The 16,987-nt window shown below is 70.9% G+C and carries 15 protein-coding genes; 4 read left to right on the plus strand and 11 right to left on the minus strand.

What is annotated here, in order from left to right; genetic code table 11:
* Positions 1–134: 134 nt before the first annotated feature.
* The 4 genes from CU044_RS07710 to CU044_RS07725 form a co-directional block, all read right to left on the minus strand.
* Entirely contained in the window at positions 135–1,169 is a 1,035-nt protein-coding gene (locus tag CU044_RS07710; RefSeq protein WP_129767771.1) for an asparaginase, read from the minus strand.
* An 83-nt stretch (positions 1,170–1,252) separates the two neighbouring features.
* Positions 1,253–2,719: an amino acid permease gene (locus CU044_RS07715; RefSeq protein ID WP_240045427.1), complete on the minus strand. Its 1,467-nt coding sequence runs from the start codon at positions 2,717–2,719 to the stop codon at positions 1,253–1,255.
* A gap of 65 nt (positions 2,720–2,784) precedes the next feature.
* A complete protein-coding gene (locus CU044_RS07720) occupies positions 2,785–3,522 on the minus strand; it encodes a FadR/GntR family transcriptional regulator (protein ID WP_129767687.1) in 738 nt (245 codons plus the stop codon).
* A gap of 172 nt (positions 3,523–3,694) precedes the next feature.
* Complete coding sequence (locus CU044_RS07725; RefSeq protein WP_129767688.1) at positions 3,695–5,245, minus strand: FAD-dependent monooxygenase; 1,551 nt, start codon at positions 5,243–5,245, stop codon at positions 3,695–3,697.
* Positions 5,246–5,327: 82 nt separating this feature from the next.
* On the opposite strand from CU044_RS07725, the gene CU044_RS07730 reads away from it, so the two are divergent.
* A complete protein-coding gene (locus CU044_RS07730) occupies positions 5,328–5,972 on the plus strand; it encodes a TetR/AcrR family transcriptional regulator C-terminal domain-containing protein (protein ID WP_129767689.1) in 645 nt (214 codons plus the stop codon).
* Positions 5,973–6,050: 78 nt separating this feature from the next.
* On the opposite strand, the gene CU044_RS07735 is transcribed toward CU044_RS07730, so the two are convergent.
* The 4 genes from CU044_RS07735 to CU044_RS07750 all read right to left on the minus strand — a co-directional run bounded on the left by CU044_RS07735 (position 6,051) and on the right by CU044_RS07750 (position 9,625).
* Complete coding sequence (locus tag CU044_RS07735) at positions 6,051–7,013, minus strand: TauD/TfdA family dioxygenase (RefSeq protein WP_240045428.1); 963 nt, start codon at positions 7,011–7,013, stop codon at positions 6,051–6,053.
* A 274-nt stretch (positions 7,014–7,287) separates the two neighbouring features.
* The gene (locus CU044_RS07740) at positions 7,288–8,151 is read right to left on the minus strand and encodes a helix-turn-helix transcriptional regulator (RefSeq protein ID WP_129767690.1); all 864 of its coding nucleotides are present in this window, start codon (positions 8,149–8,151) and stop codon (positions 7,288–7,290) included.
* A gap of 163 nt (positions 8,152–8,314) precedes the next feature.
* Positions 8,315–8,953, minus strand: a complete 639-nt coding sequence (locus CU044_RS07745) for a peptide deformylase (protein ID WP_129767774.1) — start codon at positions 8,951–8,953, stop codon at positions 8,315–8,317.
* 174 nt (positions 8,954–9,127) lie between these two features.
* The gene (locus CU044_RS07750) at positions 9,128–9,625 is read right to left on the minus strand and encodes an SPW repeat protein (protein ID WP_129767691.1); all 498 of its coding nucleotides are present in this window, start codon (positions 9,623–9,625) and stop codon (positions 9,128–9,130) included.
* A gap of 227 nt (positions 9,626–9,852) precedes the next feature.
* Between CU044_RS07750 and CU044_RS07755 the strand changes: the two genes are divergently transcribed.
* Both CU044_RS07755 and CU044_RS07760 read left to right on the plus strand, forming a co-directional pair.
* Positions 9,853–10,362, plus strand: a complete 510-nt coding sequence (locus CU044_RS07755) for a MarR family transcriptional regulator (protein WP_129767692.1) — start codon at positions 9,853–9,855, stop codon at positions 10,360–10,362.
* A 61-nt stretch (positions 10,363–10,423) separates the two neighbouring features.
* Positions 10,424–11,431 (plus strand): 1-aminocyclopropane-1-carboxylate deaminase, encoded by a 1,008-nt coding sequence (locus CU044_RS07760; protein WP_129767693.1) that lies wholly within the window; start codon positions 10,424–10,426, stop codon positions 11,429–11,431.
* Positions 11,432–11,457: 26 nt separating this feature from the next.
* On the opposite strand, the gene CU044_RS07765 is transcribed toward CU044_RS07760, so the two are convergent.
* A complete protein-coding gene (locus CU044_RS07765) occupies positions 11,458–12,378 on the minus strand; it encodes an AEC family transporter (RefSeq protein WP_129767694.1) in 921 nt (306 codons plus the stop codon).
* A gap of 244 nt (positions 12,379–12,622) precedes the next feature.
* Entirely contained in the window at positions 12,623–13,939 is a 1,317-nt protein-coding gene (locus CU044_RS07770; protein ID WP_129767695.1) for an aldehyde dehydrogenase family protein, read from the minus strand.
* A gap of 119 nt (positions 13,940–14,058) precedes the next feature.
* Here CU044_RS07770 and CU044_RS07775 point away from each other — a divergent pair, with 119 nt between their 5' ends.
* Positions 14,059–15,666, plus strand: coding sequence for a carboxylesterase family protein (locus tag CU044_RS07775; protein WP_240045412.1), 1,608 nt, complete (start codon positions 14,059–14,061; stop codon positions 15,664–15,666).
* Positions 15,667–15,781: 115 nt separating this feature from the next.
* Here the strand turns inward: CU044_RS07775 and CU044_RS07780 are convergent, their stop codons facing one another.
* Complete coding sequence (locus CU044_RS07780) at positions 15,782–16,927, minus strand: NADH:flavin oxidoreductase (RefSeq protein ID WP_129767696.1); 1,146 nt, start codon at positions 16,925–16,927, stop codon at positions 15,782–15,784.
* Positions 16,928–16,987: the final 60 nt, after the last annotated feature.

The following is a 16,987-nucleotide window of genomic DNA, read 5'->3' on the forward strand; positions in this document are numbered from 1 at the left end:
GAGAGCTGAGGGTGGGTGTCCCGTGGCGGCGGGACGGCGGAACGGCGGAAGGAGAAACGGCGGGGAGACGGGGAGACGGGGAGACGGGGATGCGGAACGGTGGGAAGGCGGAACGGGGAAGCGGTGGGACGGTGTTACGCGGCGGACGGGGCGGGCGGGACCGCACCGGCCGACGGGGCGAAGAAGGGGGCCAGGGCACCTGCCGCACGCAGGGTTCCGACCTCCTGTCCGCCCCCGATGACCGGCGCCCGGTCGAATCCGGCGAGGATCTCCGGATCGATCCCGCACCTGGCGAGGGCCGCGGCGGTCACCGGCATCCTGGCGCGGTCGGCACCGTCGGCGATCTTCACACCGACGGCCCGCCCGTCCGGCAGCGCCACGATCTGTACGCCCTCGAACCCGTCCTTGGCGAGCAGACCCGGGACCGCGCGCATCAGCCGGGCGACATCCCGGCCGCTGCCGGAGACCATCTCCGGGTGCTCGCGCATGGCGTGCGCGACCCGGCCCTCGTCGGTACCGGGCGCGGCCGTCGCGATCCGGGCCGCGGCCCGGGTGAGACCGCGCAGGGATACGGCGAAGAGCGGCGCGCCGCACCCGTCGACCGTCACCCGTGCGATGGCCTGCCCCGTCAGCTCCTCGACCGTCGAGGCGATCTCCCGCTGGAGCGGATGCCCGGGGTCGAGATAGTTCTCCAGTGGCCAGCCCCTGGCCTTGGCCGTCATCAGCATGGCGGCGTGCTTGCCCGAGCAGTTCTGGGCGAGCCGGTTCGGGCCGCGTCCGGCGCGGATCCACTCGTCCCGCACCGCCGGGTCGTACGGCAGATCGGGCACGTTGCGCAGGTCGTCCTCGGTCAGTCCCGCACCGTCCAGGATGCGCCGGGCCGTGGCCAGATGGAGTTCCTCGCCGGAGTGGCTGGCCGCGGTGAGGGCCAGCGACTCGGTGTCGAGCGCCGGCAGTCCGGCGCGCAGCAGTCCGACCGCCTGGACAGGCTTGAGCGCCGAGCGCGGGTAGAACGCGGCCTCGATGTCGCCCGCGCGGAACTCCACACTGCCGTCCGCCGCCAGGACGACGACCGAGCCGTGGTGGACGCCCTCGATGACACCTCCCCGTACGACATGCGCGACGGGGACATGGGCCGGCTCACGGACGGCGGGGGGCGCTCCCGGCATGGCGGACTCTCCCGGTACGAGGGGCTGCGCGGGGCGCGCGGGGCGTGGCGGGGTGGCCCCCGCCGGCGTGGAGTTGGTCATGATCAGCTCTCGTTGTCGTTCTTGGTGCCGGGGGAAGTCCCGGTCCCGGCCGAGGTCCCGGCAGCGGTCCCGGCCGCGGTCCCGGCCGCGGTTTCCCGTACGGTCCCGACCCGGCCCCGTACCAGGAACCAGCCCACGACCAGCGCCGCCCCGATCGCGGGCAGGGACAGGACGGTCGTACGCCCCGCGCCGCCGTCGGCGTACATCAGGACCAGCACCGACGCGAGGAAGACCAGCGTGACGATCTCGGTCCACGGCGAGCCGGGGAGCCGGTAGCCGGGGCGTACGAGCAGCCCGGCCTGCGTCTTCCGCCAGAAGAGGAGATGACAGACCATGATCATGGCCCAGGTGCTGAGGATGCCGAGCGCGGCGAAGTTCAGCACGATCTCGAACGCCTCGCTCGGTACGACGTAGTTGAGGCCGACGCCCAGCACACAGATCGAGGAGGTCAGCAGAATGCCTCCGTACGGCACCTGGCTGCGGCTCATCACCCCGGTGAACTTCGGCGCCGACCCCGACATCGCCATCGAACGCAGGATGCGGCCGGTGGAGTAGAGCCCGGAGTTGAGGCTCGACATCGCGGCGGTGAGGACGACGAGGTTCATCACCCCGCCGGCCGCCGGCACGCCGATATTGGACAGCACGGTCACGAACGGGCTCTCGCGGGCGGAGTACGCGTCCCAGGGCAGCAGCATCGTGAGCAGCACGACCGAGCCGACGTAGAAGAGGGCCACGCGCCACATGATGGAGTTGATCGCCTTCGGCATGATCTTCTCCGGGTGCGCGGTCTCGCCCGCCGTGACACCGACGAGTTCGACGGAGGCGTAGGCGAAGACAACGCCCTGGATGACCAGCAGCATCGGGAGCATCCCGGCCGGGAAGAGGCCGCCGTTGTCCGTGATCAGCGAGGGACCGGGGGTGTGGCCGTCGACCGGCTGCTGGGTGACCAGCAGGAAGATGCCGATCAGCATGAAGAGGACCAGCGCTCCGACCTTGATGATCGCGAACCAGAACTCCAGTTCACCGAAGATCTTCACGGAGATGAGGTTCACGGTCAGTACGACCGCGAGCGCGATCAGGGCGATCACCCACTGCGGGACATCGGTGAACATGCCCCAGTAGTGGGTGTAGGTCGCCACCGCCGTGATGTCGGCGATTCCGGTGGTCGCCCAGTTCAGGAAGTACATCCAGCCCGCGACGAACGCCCCCTTCTCGCCGAGGAATTCACGGGCGTACGAGACGAACGCCCCGGAGGACGGCCGGTGCAGCACCAGCTCTCCGAGGGCACGCACCACGAGGAACGCGAAGACACCGCAGACGGCGTAGGCCACGGCCAGCGACGGCCCGGCGTCGGCGAGCCTGCCGCCCGCGCCGAGGAACAGCCCGGTGCCGATGGCCCCGCCGATGGCGATCATGTTGATGTGGCGGGACTTCAGGGACTTGCTGTATCCGGCGTCACCGGCGTCGATGTGCGCGGCATGGTCCGGCGCACGTTCGTCGCCCGCTGGTCGCGGCTTCTGGAGGGACGGTTCACTCACGCCGGGTCTTCGCCTTCTGTGGGGGGAACCGCGCGCCGCGGCGAGCGCACGATGGTGGTCAACGTCGACTCGACGCGGGCCAGATGGTGGGTCATGGCTTCCACGGCGTCGCGCTCGGAACGGTCGACGAGCGCGTCGACGATCGCCTGGTGTTCCCGATTCGACTGCTCGCGCCGCCCGCCCAGATCGTTGAGGAACGCCGACTGGCGGGCCAGCGCGTCACGGATCTCCTCGATGACTCTCCGGAAGACGGGGTTCTGGGCGGCCCGCGCGACCGCGAGGTGGAAGAGGGTGTCCATCGCCACCCACGCGGTGGTGTCGGTCTCCCGTTCCATCCGCTCCTGAAGGTGCGCGAGATGGTCGAGGTCCTCGGGGGTGCGGCGGAGCGCCGCGTACCCGGCCACCGGGATCTCCACATGGCGGCGCACTTCGAGGAGGTCGCTCGCCGAGTAGTCACCGAAGGTCGGGTCCTCGACCGGGCCGTGGGACACGACGAAGGTGCCCTTGCCGGTGCGCGAGACCGTGAGCCCCATGGTCTGGAGCGCGCGCAGCGCCTCCCGGAGAACGGGTCTGCTCACTTCCAGGCGGCGGCAGAGCTCTGCCTCCGAGGGGAGCTTGTCCCCCACCGCGTACTCACCGCGCTCGATGGCACCGCGCAGATGACCGAGCACCGCTTCCAGGGCGCTGATCCGCTTGGGCGCCTCGCCAGCTGTCTGGCTGTCTGACAGGTTCACCCGCGCATCCTGAACCCCCGGGGAGAGGGCTGTCAAGAACGCCATTCACCAAAGGGAACGGCGAAGGGGACGCCGGACGGACAGCGGAGGGGACAGGGACGAGAGCAGGACGCGCGGGTGAACCACCCGTCCCGCGCCGAGGGGGCGGGTGATCCACCGGTCCACCGCCCCCTCAGCGCGGGACGGCGGCCAGGGTCTCCCGTACGGCTCCGAGCAGCGCCTCGTCGTCCGGCTCGGCGCTCGCCCAGGCCACATGACCGTCGGGGCGAATGAGAGCGGCACGCACACCGGACCAGTCGGAGTGCGGCGCGGAGAGGGGCGCGCTATGGACGGTGAGCCGGCGGACGGGGTCGGCGGTGAGCCACTCCAATTCACCGGTGAAACCGCCGGTGGAATCGCCGGTGGAATCGCCGGTGAGATCGAGCAGTATGTGACGGCCGTTCCGGAGCAGGGCGAACAGGCCCGTCCCCGAACCGCCGTCTCCCCCGGCGAGCGCCAGATCCGGGGCCCGGCGGCCGGTGAGCGAATGCGCCGGAACGGACGGCGCGGGCGGATACGCGACGGCGAGCCCGGAGAGACGTTCGGCGAGGTCCCTGGAGAACTCGGGCCGGGTGGCGATCAGTGTGCTGAGGACCTCGCGCAGCGCCTGCCCCTCCGGAGTGAAGGCGGTCATGAGCGCGGTCTGCGCCCGTGTGCTCTCCAGCAGATCCGCGCCGACCGGATGCCGTTCGTCGTGGTAACCGTCCAGGAGACCGTCGGGCGCCCCGCCCGCGACCACGGCGGCCAGCTTCCAGCCGAGATTGGTGGCGTCCTGGACACCGACGTTGAGGCCCACTCCCCCGGTCGGGAAGTGCATGTGCGCGGCGTCCCCCGCCAGCAGTACCCGCCCCGAGCGGTACCGCGCCGCCTGCCGGGTGGCGTTGCCGAACCGGGAGAGCCACACCGGATCGCGCATCCCGAAGTCGTCGCCCGTGATCCGTACGACCTTGGCGCGCAGTTCTTCCAGGGTGAGCGCGCCGGGCGGTTCGGCCCGGACGTCGTCGCGGGCGATGCCGACGAAGCGGTGGATCCCGCCCGGCAGCGGCACGGCCATCAGCCCGCCCTCGGTCGTGGACACATTCAGACCCGGCCCCTCCGGCGGGCTGTCCAGGACGACATCGCCGAGCCAGCCCCAGGTCGTGACGTCGGTGCCGGGGAAGCCGATGCCCGCCGCGTCGCGTACGACGCTCCGCGTTCCGTCGCAGCCGACGACGTAGGCCGCCCGCAGCTCGTACGGCCCGTCAGGCCCCTCGGTCCGGACGGACACCGAGTCCCGCTGCCGCAGGAGACCCGTGACCCGGTGCCCGCGCCGGATCCGCGCGCCGGCCGACAGCGCGTACTCCTCCAGCAGTTCTTCGGTACGGGCCTGGGGCAGCGCCAGCGTGAACGGGTAGGGCGTGTCCAGCGCGCCGAAGTCCATCCGGTCGGTCAGTCCGCCGAAGTGGCCGCTGGGAATCCGTCCTCCTTCCGCGAGGAACGCCTCCGCCACACCACGAGAGGCCAGGATCTCGATGGTGCGCGGATGGACCGTGAGCGCCTTCGAGTGCGGGTTCCGCTCTTCCCTGGTCTCCAGGACGGTGACGGACACCCCGCCGAGGCGCAGCTCCGCCGCCAGCCAGAGCCCGACCGGACCGGCTCCGACCACGACGACCTGTTCCCCGCCCGAGTCCACATCCCTGCCCATATCCATATCCATATCCATGCTGATGCCTCCACCCCTTCCCTCTTGGTCACTGACCAATGACACGGAACAGTAGACTAGGTCAGTGACCAAAAGGCAATCGGATCGGCCCTCACGGCCCCGGCTCGATCCGGAGACGGTGGTACGGGCGGCACTGGAACTGCTGGACGACAAGGGCGCGGAGGCGGTGTCGATCCGCGGCATCGCGGAGCGGCTCGGCGTCAGGATGAACACCGTCCTCTGGCACGCCAAGACCAAGGCCCGGCTGCTGGAACTGATGGCGGACGCGATCGTCGGCGGGGTGCCTCTGGACGATCTGCCCGAGCCCTGGGAGGAGCGGGTCCGCGAACTCTGCCACCGCTACCGTCGCGGTCTGCTGGCACACCGCGACGGAGCCGCCGTCGTGTCCGGCACCTACAGCGCGGAACCCGCCACCCTCCGCTTGGCCGAGACCATGGTCGAGGCGCTGCTCGGCACGGGTCTGCCCGAGCGCGAGGCGGCCTGGGCGTGCTGGACGCTGGTCTACTTCGTACTGGGACTGTCCCAGGAGGAACAAGCGGCTCCGGAGTCGGTCGGCCACGGCCTCGGCCGCGCGCTCGTCCCCGGACTCCACCCCTCACTGAGCCGGGTCGTGGCGCACTTCGAGGACACCTCCTTCGACGAGCGCTTCGACTACGGCCTCTCCCTGATCCTGCGGTCACTGAGCGAACGGGCGGGCCGGCACGGCTGATCGGGGACTCCGCCTCGGCCCCCTCCCCCGGCGTTACGGATGATGTGCGCCTCGCCGTCGCGGCATCTGCGGCAGCCGTCAGAACGGCCGGTCGCCCGCGATGGCGACGCGCTCGGCCACCCGGCGGTGCGGGGCGTAGTCATTGACCGCGTAGTGCTGGGTGGCGCGGTTGTCCCAGAAGGCGATGTCCCCCGCCTGCCAGCGGAACCGCACCTGGTACTCGGGCACATGGGCCTGCTGGAACAGCAGGCGCAGCAACCGGTCGCTCTCCGCACGCTCCAGCCCCACGATCCGGGTGGTGAAGGAGATGTTGACGAACAGCATCCGCCGCCCGGTCTCGGGGTGGCGCCGTACGACGGGGTGCTCGACGGGCGGGAACAGCTCCTGGAACGGGGCGAGTTGGGCGGGCGAGGAGAAGCGCGCGAAGCCCGGGACGAAGTCGTGCACGGCGCGGGCGCCGTCGATACGGTCCTTCACACCCTGCGGCAGATTGTCGTACGCCGCCGCCATATCGGCCCACATCGTGTCACCGCCGACCGGAGGCACCTCGCGGAGTTGCAGCACCGCGCCCAGCGCGGGCCGCTCGCGGAACGTCACATCCGCGTGCCAGACGTTCTCGAAGGTGGGCACCGCACTCCGGTCGAACCGGACCACCTCCGGGGCGTCTCCGGCGGCCAGCAGCGGATTGGTCTCCAACTCGCCCCAGTTGCGGGCGAAGGCGCGCTGCGCGTCGGACGAGAGATGCTGTCCGCGGAAGAAGAGCACCTTCCACTCCAGCAACGCCCGGTTGAGCTCCTCGCGCACGGCGGGTGCCGGCGGGAGGGACAGGTCGAGCCCGCGGATCTCGGCACCGATGATCCGTCCCTGCGGGACGACGTCGAAGAGTTCGTACGGCCGGTCCTCCCATTCCTCCGGGAGGCGGCGCAGCGTACGGGGGCCTTCGTACAGGCCGTCGGCGGGTATGCGGTGATCACGCAGTACGGGTGACACGGACGGAACGGACGCGGTGGAAGGAGCGGACTCGGCGGAAGGGACGGTGATGGTCACGGCTCTCCTCTGGGGGAACGACGGCAGGCATCACGCGGGGCGGTTCGGCGGAGGCGGGATCCCGGAGCGGACGGGCCCGTCGACAACGGGCCGGTGGGGCTACGGGTGGCGTCGCGGATCAGCGACAGGAACGGGCCGGGGGAGATCCCACCCGGCCGCGGCGACGCAGAAAGCTGTGGCCGCGGGGCGTGCACTCACCGTGGGGGCCGCTGTGGCGCGGCTCCGCTGCACGGAAGTTCGAGTACGTACCCATGGCAGGCACCGTACCTCAGATCGCCCGGCGGAACGCGGCGAGGAGGTGCCTCGTCCGGCCCGCGGACTCGGCGTGGGCCACCATCCGGTCCATGACCTGCATATGTTCGGTGACCTCGGCGTCCTGATCGAGATAGAGGGCGCCGGTCAGATATTCGATGTACACCATGTCGGGCACTTCAGGCATATCAAAGCGGAACAGTACGAACGGACTGTAGGTGCCGGGGTGATGGCCCGCGGCGAACTCGGCTATCTGGATCGTCACATTGGGCAGTTCCGTCGCCTCGATCAGCCGGTCGATCTGTGCCCGCATCACCGCCGACGAGCCGACGGGTCTGCGCAGTACCGTTTCGTCCAGGACGACCCAGAGCGCCGGCGCATCGGAGCGGGTCAGCAGCGCCTGGCGCCTTTTGCGCAGCGCGACATGGCGTTCGATCCTGCCGGGGTCGGTCATCCGGCCCAGGGCGCCCGCGGTCAGGACCTCACGGGCGTAGTCCTCTGTCTGGAGCAGTCCGGGCACGAAGTGCGGTTCGTAGGAGCGAATGGTCGTGGCGGCCTCTTCGAGGCTCACGTATCCGCTGAACCAGTCCGGGAGTATGTCGTAGAACCGCTGCCACCAGCCCGGTTCGTTCGCCTCGTCCGCCAGCCGCAGGAACATCTCGGCCTCGTCGGCGGACACGCCGTAGGCGGGGAGCAGGATCTGCACGTAGGGGATCTTGAGTGAGACCTCGGCCGTCTCCATCCGGCGGACGGTGGCGGCGGTGACGCGCAGCAGCTTGCCCGCCTGCTCCCGGCTCAGTCCCGCGCCCTCGCGCAGGGTCTGCAACTGCTTGCTGAGGACGAGTTGGCCGATCGTCGGCGCGGAGCGCGGTTCGCTCACGTCCCACCTCTACGCACCACAGCACCCCCCGAGCGCCACCGTTACGTCGGGCAGTCTGCCACAGCGGCCCGAGCATGAACATGGGAATCTGACGCCTCGTCCGGAACTCCCGGAAGTGGTGCCCGAGCGGTTTCCTGCCGCGGGGTACGCCGGTCGGGAAGGGTCAGGAAGTGGGGAGCGTGAAGCCCAGTTCCGCCGCGGCCAGGGCGGGGGTGGGCTGCGACCAGCGCGCGACGGCGTGCTCGGTGCTGGACAGCGAGCGCGTCTCGGCGCGGTCGAGGTAGAGCGTTCCGCCGAGATGGTCCGTCTCGTGCTGGACGATACGGGCCGGCCACCCCGAGAACTCCTCATCGAGTTCCCGCCCCCGCTCGTCCTGCCCGCACAGCCGGACCCGCGCGTGGCGCACGACCACGGCCTGCCAGCCGGGGACGCTCAGGCAGCCTTCGAAGAACGCGGCCCGGCCGTCGCCGAGCGGCTCGTACGACGGGTTGACCAGCACCCGGAAAGGCTGCGGAACCCTGCCGCGCGCGTCCCGCACCTCGTCGCTCACCTCGGCGGGATCCTCGATGACCGCGAGCCGCAGGGGGATTCCCACCTGCGGCGCCGCCAGTCCGACGCCGGGCGCGGCGTGCATCGTCTCGCGCATGACGCGCACCAGACGCTCCAGCCGGGCCTCTCCCAACTGCCCCTCGTACGAAAGCGCGGGGCGCCGTAGCACGGGGTCACCCGCGGAGACGATGGGGAGCGGCGAGGGTCCGTCGAGAAAGGTGTCGACGAGATCGGTGAGTTCGGTACGCGTCATGGCCTGCATGGCCCCACTTTCCCAGACTCCGGAAAAGGGTCCGCTCGCCGGGCAGGGGCCGCGCGCACGTGTCAGCGGTCTTCAGCGGCGGCACAGGGGGTGGCCAGTGGGTCACCCGCCGCCGGGGATGACGGCCGGCCCGCCCGGTCTCCCGGGACGGGCCGGCCGGGCGGCTCAGGCCCTTCGGCGGTTGCGGCCGCTCTTCATCGCGGCTGCCGCGCACACCAGACCGAGCAGGATGGTCAGCGCGCCGATGATCGCGTTGGTCCAGATGATGCCCTTGTCCGGACCGGTACCGACGATCCATGGCGCGATGATCAGCCACACACCCATGGCGCACATGGCCCAGCTGAGGCCGTACATGCGCTGAGGCATGACGGTGAAACCGACAGCCATCACCACAAGCGCGATTCCCATGATGAGGTTGTGCACCGCCAGAGCGGGCTGGGTGGCCGTGAAGTGGATGATCCAGGGCGACAGGGCGCAGAACAGGCCGACGAGAAAAACCGGTCCGTCGAGGAGCGCCACGTCGCGTCCGCCGAGCATGCGGGCGTAACGCTCCCGCATCTCCGGGACATCGGGATGACCGGCCAGGTCCTGCCTCGTATGTGAGACGTCCTGCCCCGGTGAGACGTCCTGCCTCGTGTGCCTCGTGTGTGAGACGTCGGCCATACGACTCGCCTCCTTCGCTTGCGCAAGTCAGACCGCGATGCGCGACATCGAGTCGCGTCAGACCCATTCTGCGCGCTTTGGCCACTTTTGTGTAGCGGTGAGATAAGAAGAGCGAGATATCCTTTATACATAAAACACCTGCTGATCTTTTTCATGGCGAATACGCAGCACACGGGCCCGTCCACTCCCGGTCCGGGCCGCCGAACCGGAGCAAAGGAGCCGTACCCGTGGCCGAGGACCTCCTCGCAGGTGTGATGCGGCAGTGGCAGCAGGTACTGCCCGAACTGGACACCGCCCCGATGGCGGTCATCGGGCGGCTCAACCGCTGCTCCGCGCTCCTCCAGCAGGCCGCTGACGCGCCCCTCAGGCGGGAGCGACTGACCCGGCCCGAGTTCGACATCCTGGGAACCCTGCGCCGTACGGACCGGGAGCTGACTCCGGGGCGGATCGCCCGGGAGACCTTCGCCTCCGGGGCGGCGGTGACCAAGCGGCTGCGCCGGCTGGAGAAGCGGGGACTGGTCGCCCGGCGGCCGGACGACCGGGACCGCCGTGTCACGCATCTGTTCCTGACCACCGAGGGGCGTGAGCTGCTGGACCGGCTGCTGCCCGAGCAACTGGGCTACGAGGCGGCCCTGCTGGACGGACTCGGTACCCGCAATCGGGAGCGGCTGGCGGGCGCGCTGGGCGAGTTGCTGGTCCTGCTGGAGGGCCGGCTCGGGAGCCTGCCGGACTCTTGACGTGGCACGCCGCGGGGAAGGCGGTACCGGGAGACACCTTCCCCCAGAGAGGACCTCCCCCGTGGCCGTCGAGGATTTCCCGCGCTATTCCCTGCTCTTCGGACCGAGCCCGATACACAGCCTGGACCGGCTGACCGGGTTCCTCGGCGGCGCCCGCGTCTGGGCCAAACGCGAGGACTGCAACTCCGGTCTCGCGTACGGCGGGAACAAGACCCGGAAGCTGGAGTACATCGTCCCTGACGTGCTGGCCCAGGGCGCGGACACGCTCGTCTCGATCGGGGGGTACCAGTCGAACCACACCCGGCAGGTGGCCGCCGTCGCCGCTCATCTCGGTCTCAAGGCCCGGCTCATCCAGGAGAAGTGGGTGGACTGGCCCGACCCCGTGAACGACAAGGCCGGCAATATCCTGCTGTCCCGGATCATGGGCGCCGATGTCCGGCTCGGCTCGGCGGGGTTCGGTATCGGGATCAAGGACTCCTGGCAGCAGGCGCTGGACGAGGTACGGGCCGAGGGCGGCGCACCGTACCCGATTCCGGCCGGTGCCTCCGAACACCCGCTCGGCGGGCTGGGGTTCGCGAACTGGGCGTACGAGGTGGAGCGTCAGGAGGCCGAGCACGGCGTCTTCTTCGACACGATCGTCGTCTGCAGTGTCACGGGCTCCACGCAGGCCGGGATGATCGCCGGATTCGCGGGCCAGGACCGCCCGCGGCGGGTGATCGGCATCGACGCCTCCGCCAGGATCGACGAGACCCGCGAGCAGGTCGGACGGATCGCGCGGCACACCGCCGATCTGATCGGCCTCCGGCGCGAGCTGCGTGACGACGAGATCAGCGTGCTCGAAGGGTGGGCGGGCGACCAGTACGGCATCCCGGTGGCGTCGACGCTGGAGGCGATCCGGCTCACCGGCCGGCTGGAGGGGATGATCATCGACCCGGTGTACGAGGGCAAGTCCATGGCCGGGCTGATCGATCTGGTGCGTACGGGCGAGATCGGCAAGGACTCGACGGTGCTGTACGCGCACCTGGGCGGGCAGCCCGCGCTCAACGCCTACAGCGGCGCCTTCGACTGAGGGCGCGACCATAAACACAACCGCCGTCAGCTGAGGAAGGTCGCCACGACCACCAGCCCCGGCACCGACAGCATCGTGGACAGCAGAATCGATTCGCGGGCCAGCCGTTCGGCGACGCGATAACGGGAGGCGTACGTATAGAGGTTCTGCGCGGCCGGCAGGGCCGAGGTCACCACGACATCGAGCAGGGCCGCGCCGTGCAACCCGAAGACCAGAGCCCCGAGCGCCCAGGCCGCCAGCGGCTGGCCCACGGACTTCAGGACCGCGGACAGCAGCACGGGCCGGCGGTCGGGGCCCCGGCCCGGCAACGCGCCGCCGTACAGCGAGATGCCGAAGGCGAGCAGCACCGCGGGGACGGACATGTTGCCGATCAGTATCAGCGGGTCCAGCACCGGACCCGGCACCGTCACCCCCGTCGCCGCCACCGCGACTCCGCACAGCGAACTGGCCGCGACCGGGTTGCGCAGCGGCGTCGTCACCCGCTGCCACACCGGTCGCTTCTCGCCGGAGCCCGAGAGATCGAGCACCGTCAGCGCGATCGGTGTGACCACGATCTGCTGGAAGAGCAGGACGGGCGCCACCAGTGAGGCGTCGCCGAGGACGTACACGGCGATCGGGATGCCGAGATTCCCGGCATTGACATAGCTGGAGCAGAGCGCGCCGATCGTGGTGGTCCCCACGTCCCAGCGTCGTACGAGCGCGACCGCCACGAACGCCCCGGCGGCGGCCACCGTACTGAGCGCGGTGATCAGCAGCCTGCTGGAGAGGACCACCGACAGATCGGCCTGGGCCAGCGTCGTGAACAGCAGCGCCGGTGTGGCCACGTGGAACGCGAGCTTGGTGAGCACCTCGCGCCCGTTGTCCCCGAGATATCTGCGCCGACCTATCAGATAGCCGACACCGATGACGACCGCGATGACGCCGAATCCGGTCAGTACGCCGCGCACCGCACGCCCCCGTCCGCGAAGTGGGCAGCCCTCGGGGGCGGTGCAGATGCATGGTCCATGCAGCCAACCCTCCCGAGGAACCTCGCCCGGGGTCAACGTGATCTCGCGCACCGAGACCGGCCGGCTGTGCTTCCGGCGCAGCCGCCGCCACCGGCTCCACCGACCTGACGGAGGGTCGGAGGGCAGGAGGGGAGGATGGCGAGGAAGGAAGGAAGGAAGGAAGGAAGGAAGGACGGGAGGACGGTCAGCTCAGCGGCTTGTCGACGACCGCCTTCGCATGGCTGAAGGTGTCGATCGAGTACTCGCCGTGGTAGCGCCCCATGCCGCTCGCGCCGACACCGCCGAAGGGCAGCTCCGGCATCGCCAGATGGGAGACGGGCAGCCCGAACGTGAGCGCTCCGGAGGAGGTCTCCTCGGTCAGCCGCCGCTTGGTCTCCTCGGACTCGGTGAACCCGTAGAGCGCCAGCGGCTTGTCGCGGTCGTTGATGAAGGCGATCGCCGCGTCCAGGTCCGGTACGGGGATGATCGGCAGCACGGGACCGAAGATCTCCTCACGCATCACCGGGGCGTCCGGCGGGACGTCGGCCAGTACGGTCGGGTCGATATGGCGGGCCGCGCGGTCGCTGCCACCGCCGAGGACGACGCGGCCGTCGCCGAGGAACGGGATCAGCCGGTCGAAGTTCCGCTCGTTGACGATCTTGCCGTACTTCGGGTTGCCCGCGGGATCGTCCCCGTACATGGACCGGACGGCGGCGGTCAGCCGCGGTTCCAGCTCCGTCGCCGTCTCGCCGATGGCGAGGATGTAGTCGGGCGCCACACAGGTCTGCCCCGCGTTGGCGAACTTGCCGCGCGCGATCCGCTGCGCGGTGACCTCCAGATCGGCGCCCGGCTCGACCACGGCGGGGCTCTTGCCGCCCAGTTCCAGGGTGACGGGGGTGAGATGGCGGGCGGCGGCGGTCATGACGATGCGGCCGACCTGCCCGCTGCCGGTGTAGAAGATGTGGTCGAAGCGCTGCTCCAGCAGGGCGGTGGTCTCCGGGACCGCGCCCTCGACCACGGCGACGGCCTCGTTGTCGAGATACCGGGGCACCAGCTCGGCGAGGGCGGCCGAGCTCGCGGGCGCCAGCTCGCTGGGCTTGATGACCACGGTGTTGCCCGAGGCGAGCGCCCCCACCAGCGGCGCGAGCACGAGCTGTACGGGGTAGTTCCACGGGCCGATGATCAGCACCACCCCGAGCGGGTCACGGACGACCCGGGCCCCGGCGGGGAGGAAGACATCGGGGACGGCGGCCGGCCTGGGGCGCAGCCACTCCTCCAGATGCGCGACCGTATGGTCCAGCTCGTTGAGGGTGAAGCCGATCTCGGCGCGGTACGCCTCGGCCGGATTCTTGCCCAGGTCCGCGAGCAGGGCCGCCTGGAGTTCGTCGGTCCGTTCGGTGAGCAGCCGGCGCAGGGCGTCGAGCTGTCCCAGCCGCCAGGAGAGCGGTTTGCTCCGGCCGGTGTTGAAGGTGGCGCGCAGCCGCGCGACGGTGGCGGCGGGGGTCGCGGTGACGGTGGTCATGGTCCTACTCCTTGCTCGGCGGACTGCGGGGCTCGGTGCACGGGCAACGGGATCACTATGCGCGTAAGGATGTATGAGGGGTGCACGGGGGACGTATAAGGGGCGATGTCGTGCGAGGCGTGCACGAGGGAAGGGAGGACAACCGGATGATCAGTGGCCCCGGCCCGGACCCCGCCATGGGCGTGGAGCCCGGCCTGAGCACGGACCCCGTGGGCGTGGACCCCGTTCTGGGCGTGGAGCCCGTCGTGGGCGTGGAGCCCGTCGTGGGCGTGGAGCCCGTCTCCGGTGGCGCACCCGTCGTCCGCACCGAGTACGGCCGGGTGCGCGGCCGTATCGAGCGCGGGTTCGCCGTTTTCCGCGGTGTCCCGTACGCGGCGGCGCCCGTCGGCCCGTACCGCTTCCGCCCGCCGGCCGCGCCCGCGCCGTGGGACGGTGTCCGTGAGGCCTCCGCCTTCGGGCCGACCGCCCCGAAGCCGCCGTACGCCCCGCCGCTGGACCGGCTGCTGCCCGATCCGTCGGTGCCGGGGGACGACTGTCTGAACCTCAATGTGTGGACCCCCGATCCGGGCGGCGCCGGGCTGCCCGTGATGGTCTGGATCCACGGCGGCTCGCTGCGGAACGGCTCGTCGGCCGTTCCCACGTACGACGGCGCCGCGTTCGCCCGGGACGGCGTGGTCCTCGTGTCGCTGAACTACCGGCTCGGCATCGAGGGGTTCGGGGTGTTCCCCGACGCGCCCGCCAACCTGGGGCTGCGGGACCAGCTCGCGGCGCTCGCGTGGGTACGGCGGAATGTGGCGGCCTTCGGCGGCGATCCCGAACTGGTCACCGTCTTCGGCGAATCCGCCGGGGCGTTCTCCGTCGCCGGGATCCTGGCCTCCCCGCTCTCCGCCGGTCTGCTGCGGCGCGCTGTGCTGCAGAGCGGCGTCCCGTCCGCTGTCACTCCGGCCAGAGGCCGGCGCACCACCCGGCGCGTCGCCCGGCGGCTGCGGGTCCCGGCGACGGCGGCGGCCCTCGCCGGAGTGGACCGCGACCGGCTGCTGCGGGCGCAGCGCGAGGTGACCGCGGGCGGCCCGCTGGGCGGCGGCGCGAGCTTCGATCTCGTGGTGGACGGCGAGGTGCTGCCCCGCGACCCGGCCGCCGCGCTGGCGGCGGGGCAGGGCGCGGAGATCGGTCTGCTGATGGGCACCACCTCGGAGGAGTACCGGCTGTGGTTCATACCCAGCGGTGCGCTCGACCGGATCGGTCCGGTCACGCTGCGGCTCGCCATGGCCCGGTTCGGGGTACGGGGCAGGACGGCGGCGGTGTACCGGGCCAACCGGCCGGACGCGTCGCCCGGGGAGCTGCTCGGCGCGCTCGCCACCGACCGGCTGCTGCGTATCCCGCTCACCCGGCTCGCCGACGCGCGCGGGAACGGTCCGGCCGCCACCTACTTCTACGAGTTCGCCTGGCCCTCGCCGGTCCAGCGGCTCGGCGCGTGCCACGCCCTGGAGATCGGCTTCGTCTTCGACACCCTGCGGGAGCCGGCCACGCGCTCGCTCACCGGCACCGGGGCGCCGCAGTCCCTGGCGGACACCATGCACGCCGACTGGGTGCGCTTCGCGGCCACCGGGGATCCGGGCTGGCCCGCCTGGGACGCCTCGCGCCCGGTGATGACGTACGGGCGCGGCGCCCCCGAGGTCGTCCACGCTCCCCGGGACGACGAACGCCGCGCCTGGGACAGGCCCTGACCGGCCGGACACCGGAACCGAACCGGGACGCGGGCGCGGGAATGCGGGAACGGCCGGCCCTTCCTCCGACGTGTCAGAGGGGCCGGCTCGTCCCGTCGTTGTGCCGGTCCTCCGGTCAGCGCAGTTCCGTCATCGCGCTGTTGTCGAAGGGCACCAGCTCGTCCGCCCGCCCCTCGATCGTCTTCACCGCCCACTCGGGATCGGCCAGCAGCGCGCGTCCGACGGCCACCAGGTCGAACTCGTCCCGCTCCAGCCGGTCGAGCAGCGGGTCGATACCCGCTATCCCCTTCACCTTGCCCTGCTCGACAGCTTCCAGGAACACACTGTCCAGTCCCACGGAGCCGACGGTGATGGTGGGCCGGCCCGTCAGCTTCTTCGCCCAGCCGGCGAGGTTCAGCTCCGAGCCGTCGAACTCCGGCTCCCAGTAGCGGCGTGTCGAGGCGTGGAAGACGTCGACGCCCGCCTCGGCCAGCGGGGTGAGCAGACGTTCCAGCTCTTCGGGGGTTTCGGTCAGCTTGGCGGTGTAGTGGTGTGCCTTCCACTGGGACAGCCGGAAGATGATCGGGAAGGACGGCGACACCGCCGCGCGCGCGGCCGCGACGATCTCGGTGGCGAAGCGGATCCTGGCCGCGTCGTCGCCGCCGTAGGCGTCGGCGCGCCGGTTCGTACGGGACCAGAGGAACTGGTCGATGAGGTAGCCGTGCGCGCCGTGCAGCTCGATCCCGTCGAAGCCGAGGCGCTCGGCATCGGCCGCCGCGGCGCCGAAGGCCGCGACCGCCTCGTCGATTTCGGCGAGGCTCATCGCCCGGCCCTCCGGGTTGCCGTCCAGCCCCAGCCCGGACGGGCTGACCGCCTTCGCCACCGACTCGTCGTCGGTCACCCGGCCGCTGCCCTCCGCCCAGAGCTGCGGAACGATCCGGCCGCCGGCGCGGTGTACGGCGTCGACGACCCGGGCCCAGCCGGCGAGCGCGTCCTCCCCGTGGAAACGCGGGATCTGCTGCTCGCGCCCGGAGTAGGGGTGGTCGACATGGGTCCCCTCCGTGATGATCAGCCCCACGCCGCCGGCCGCCCGGCGCGCGTAGTAGTCCGCGACATCGGCGCCCGGGACACCACCGGGCGAGAAGTTGCGCGTCATGGGCGCCATGGCGATCCGGTTCGGCAGGACCAGGTCCCCGATACTGAAGGAGCGGGAAAGGATCTGTCCCGCCCTGTTCGCCCGCTCGTTCGGTGTCGCTGATGCCGCCGGTGCCGTCGATGTCACGGATGTTCTCCCTCGGATAGCGTGAGAGTGGTCAATCACTCCCCGCGCTCAACGAGGTGG

Origin of the sequence: Streptomyces sp. L-9-10, assembly GCF_004151105.1 — a bacterium.
Taxonomy (GTDB): domain Bacteria; phylum Actinomycetota; class Actinomycetes; order Streptomycetales; family Streptomycetaceae; genus Streptomyces.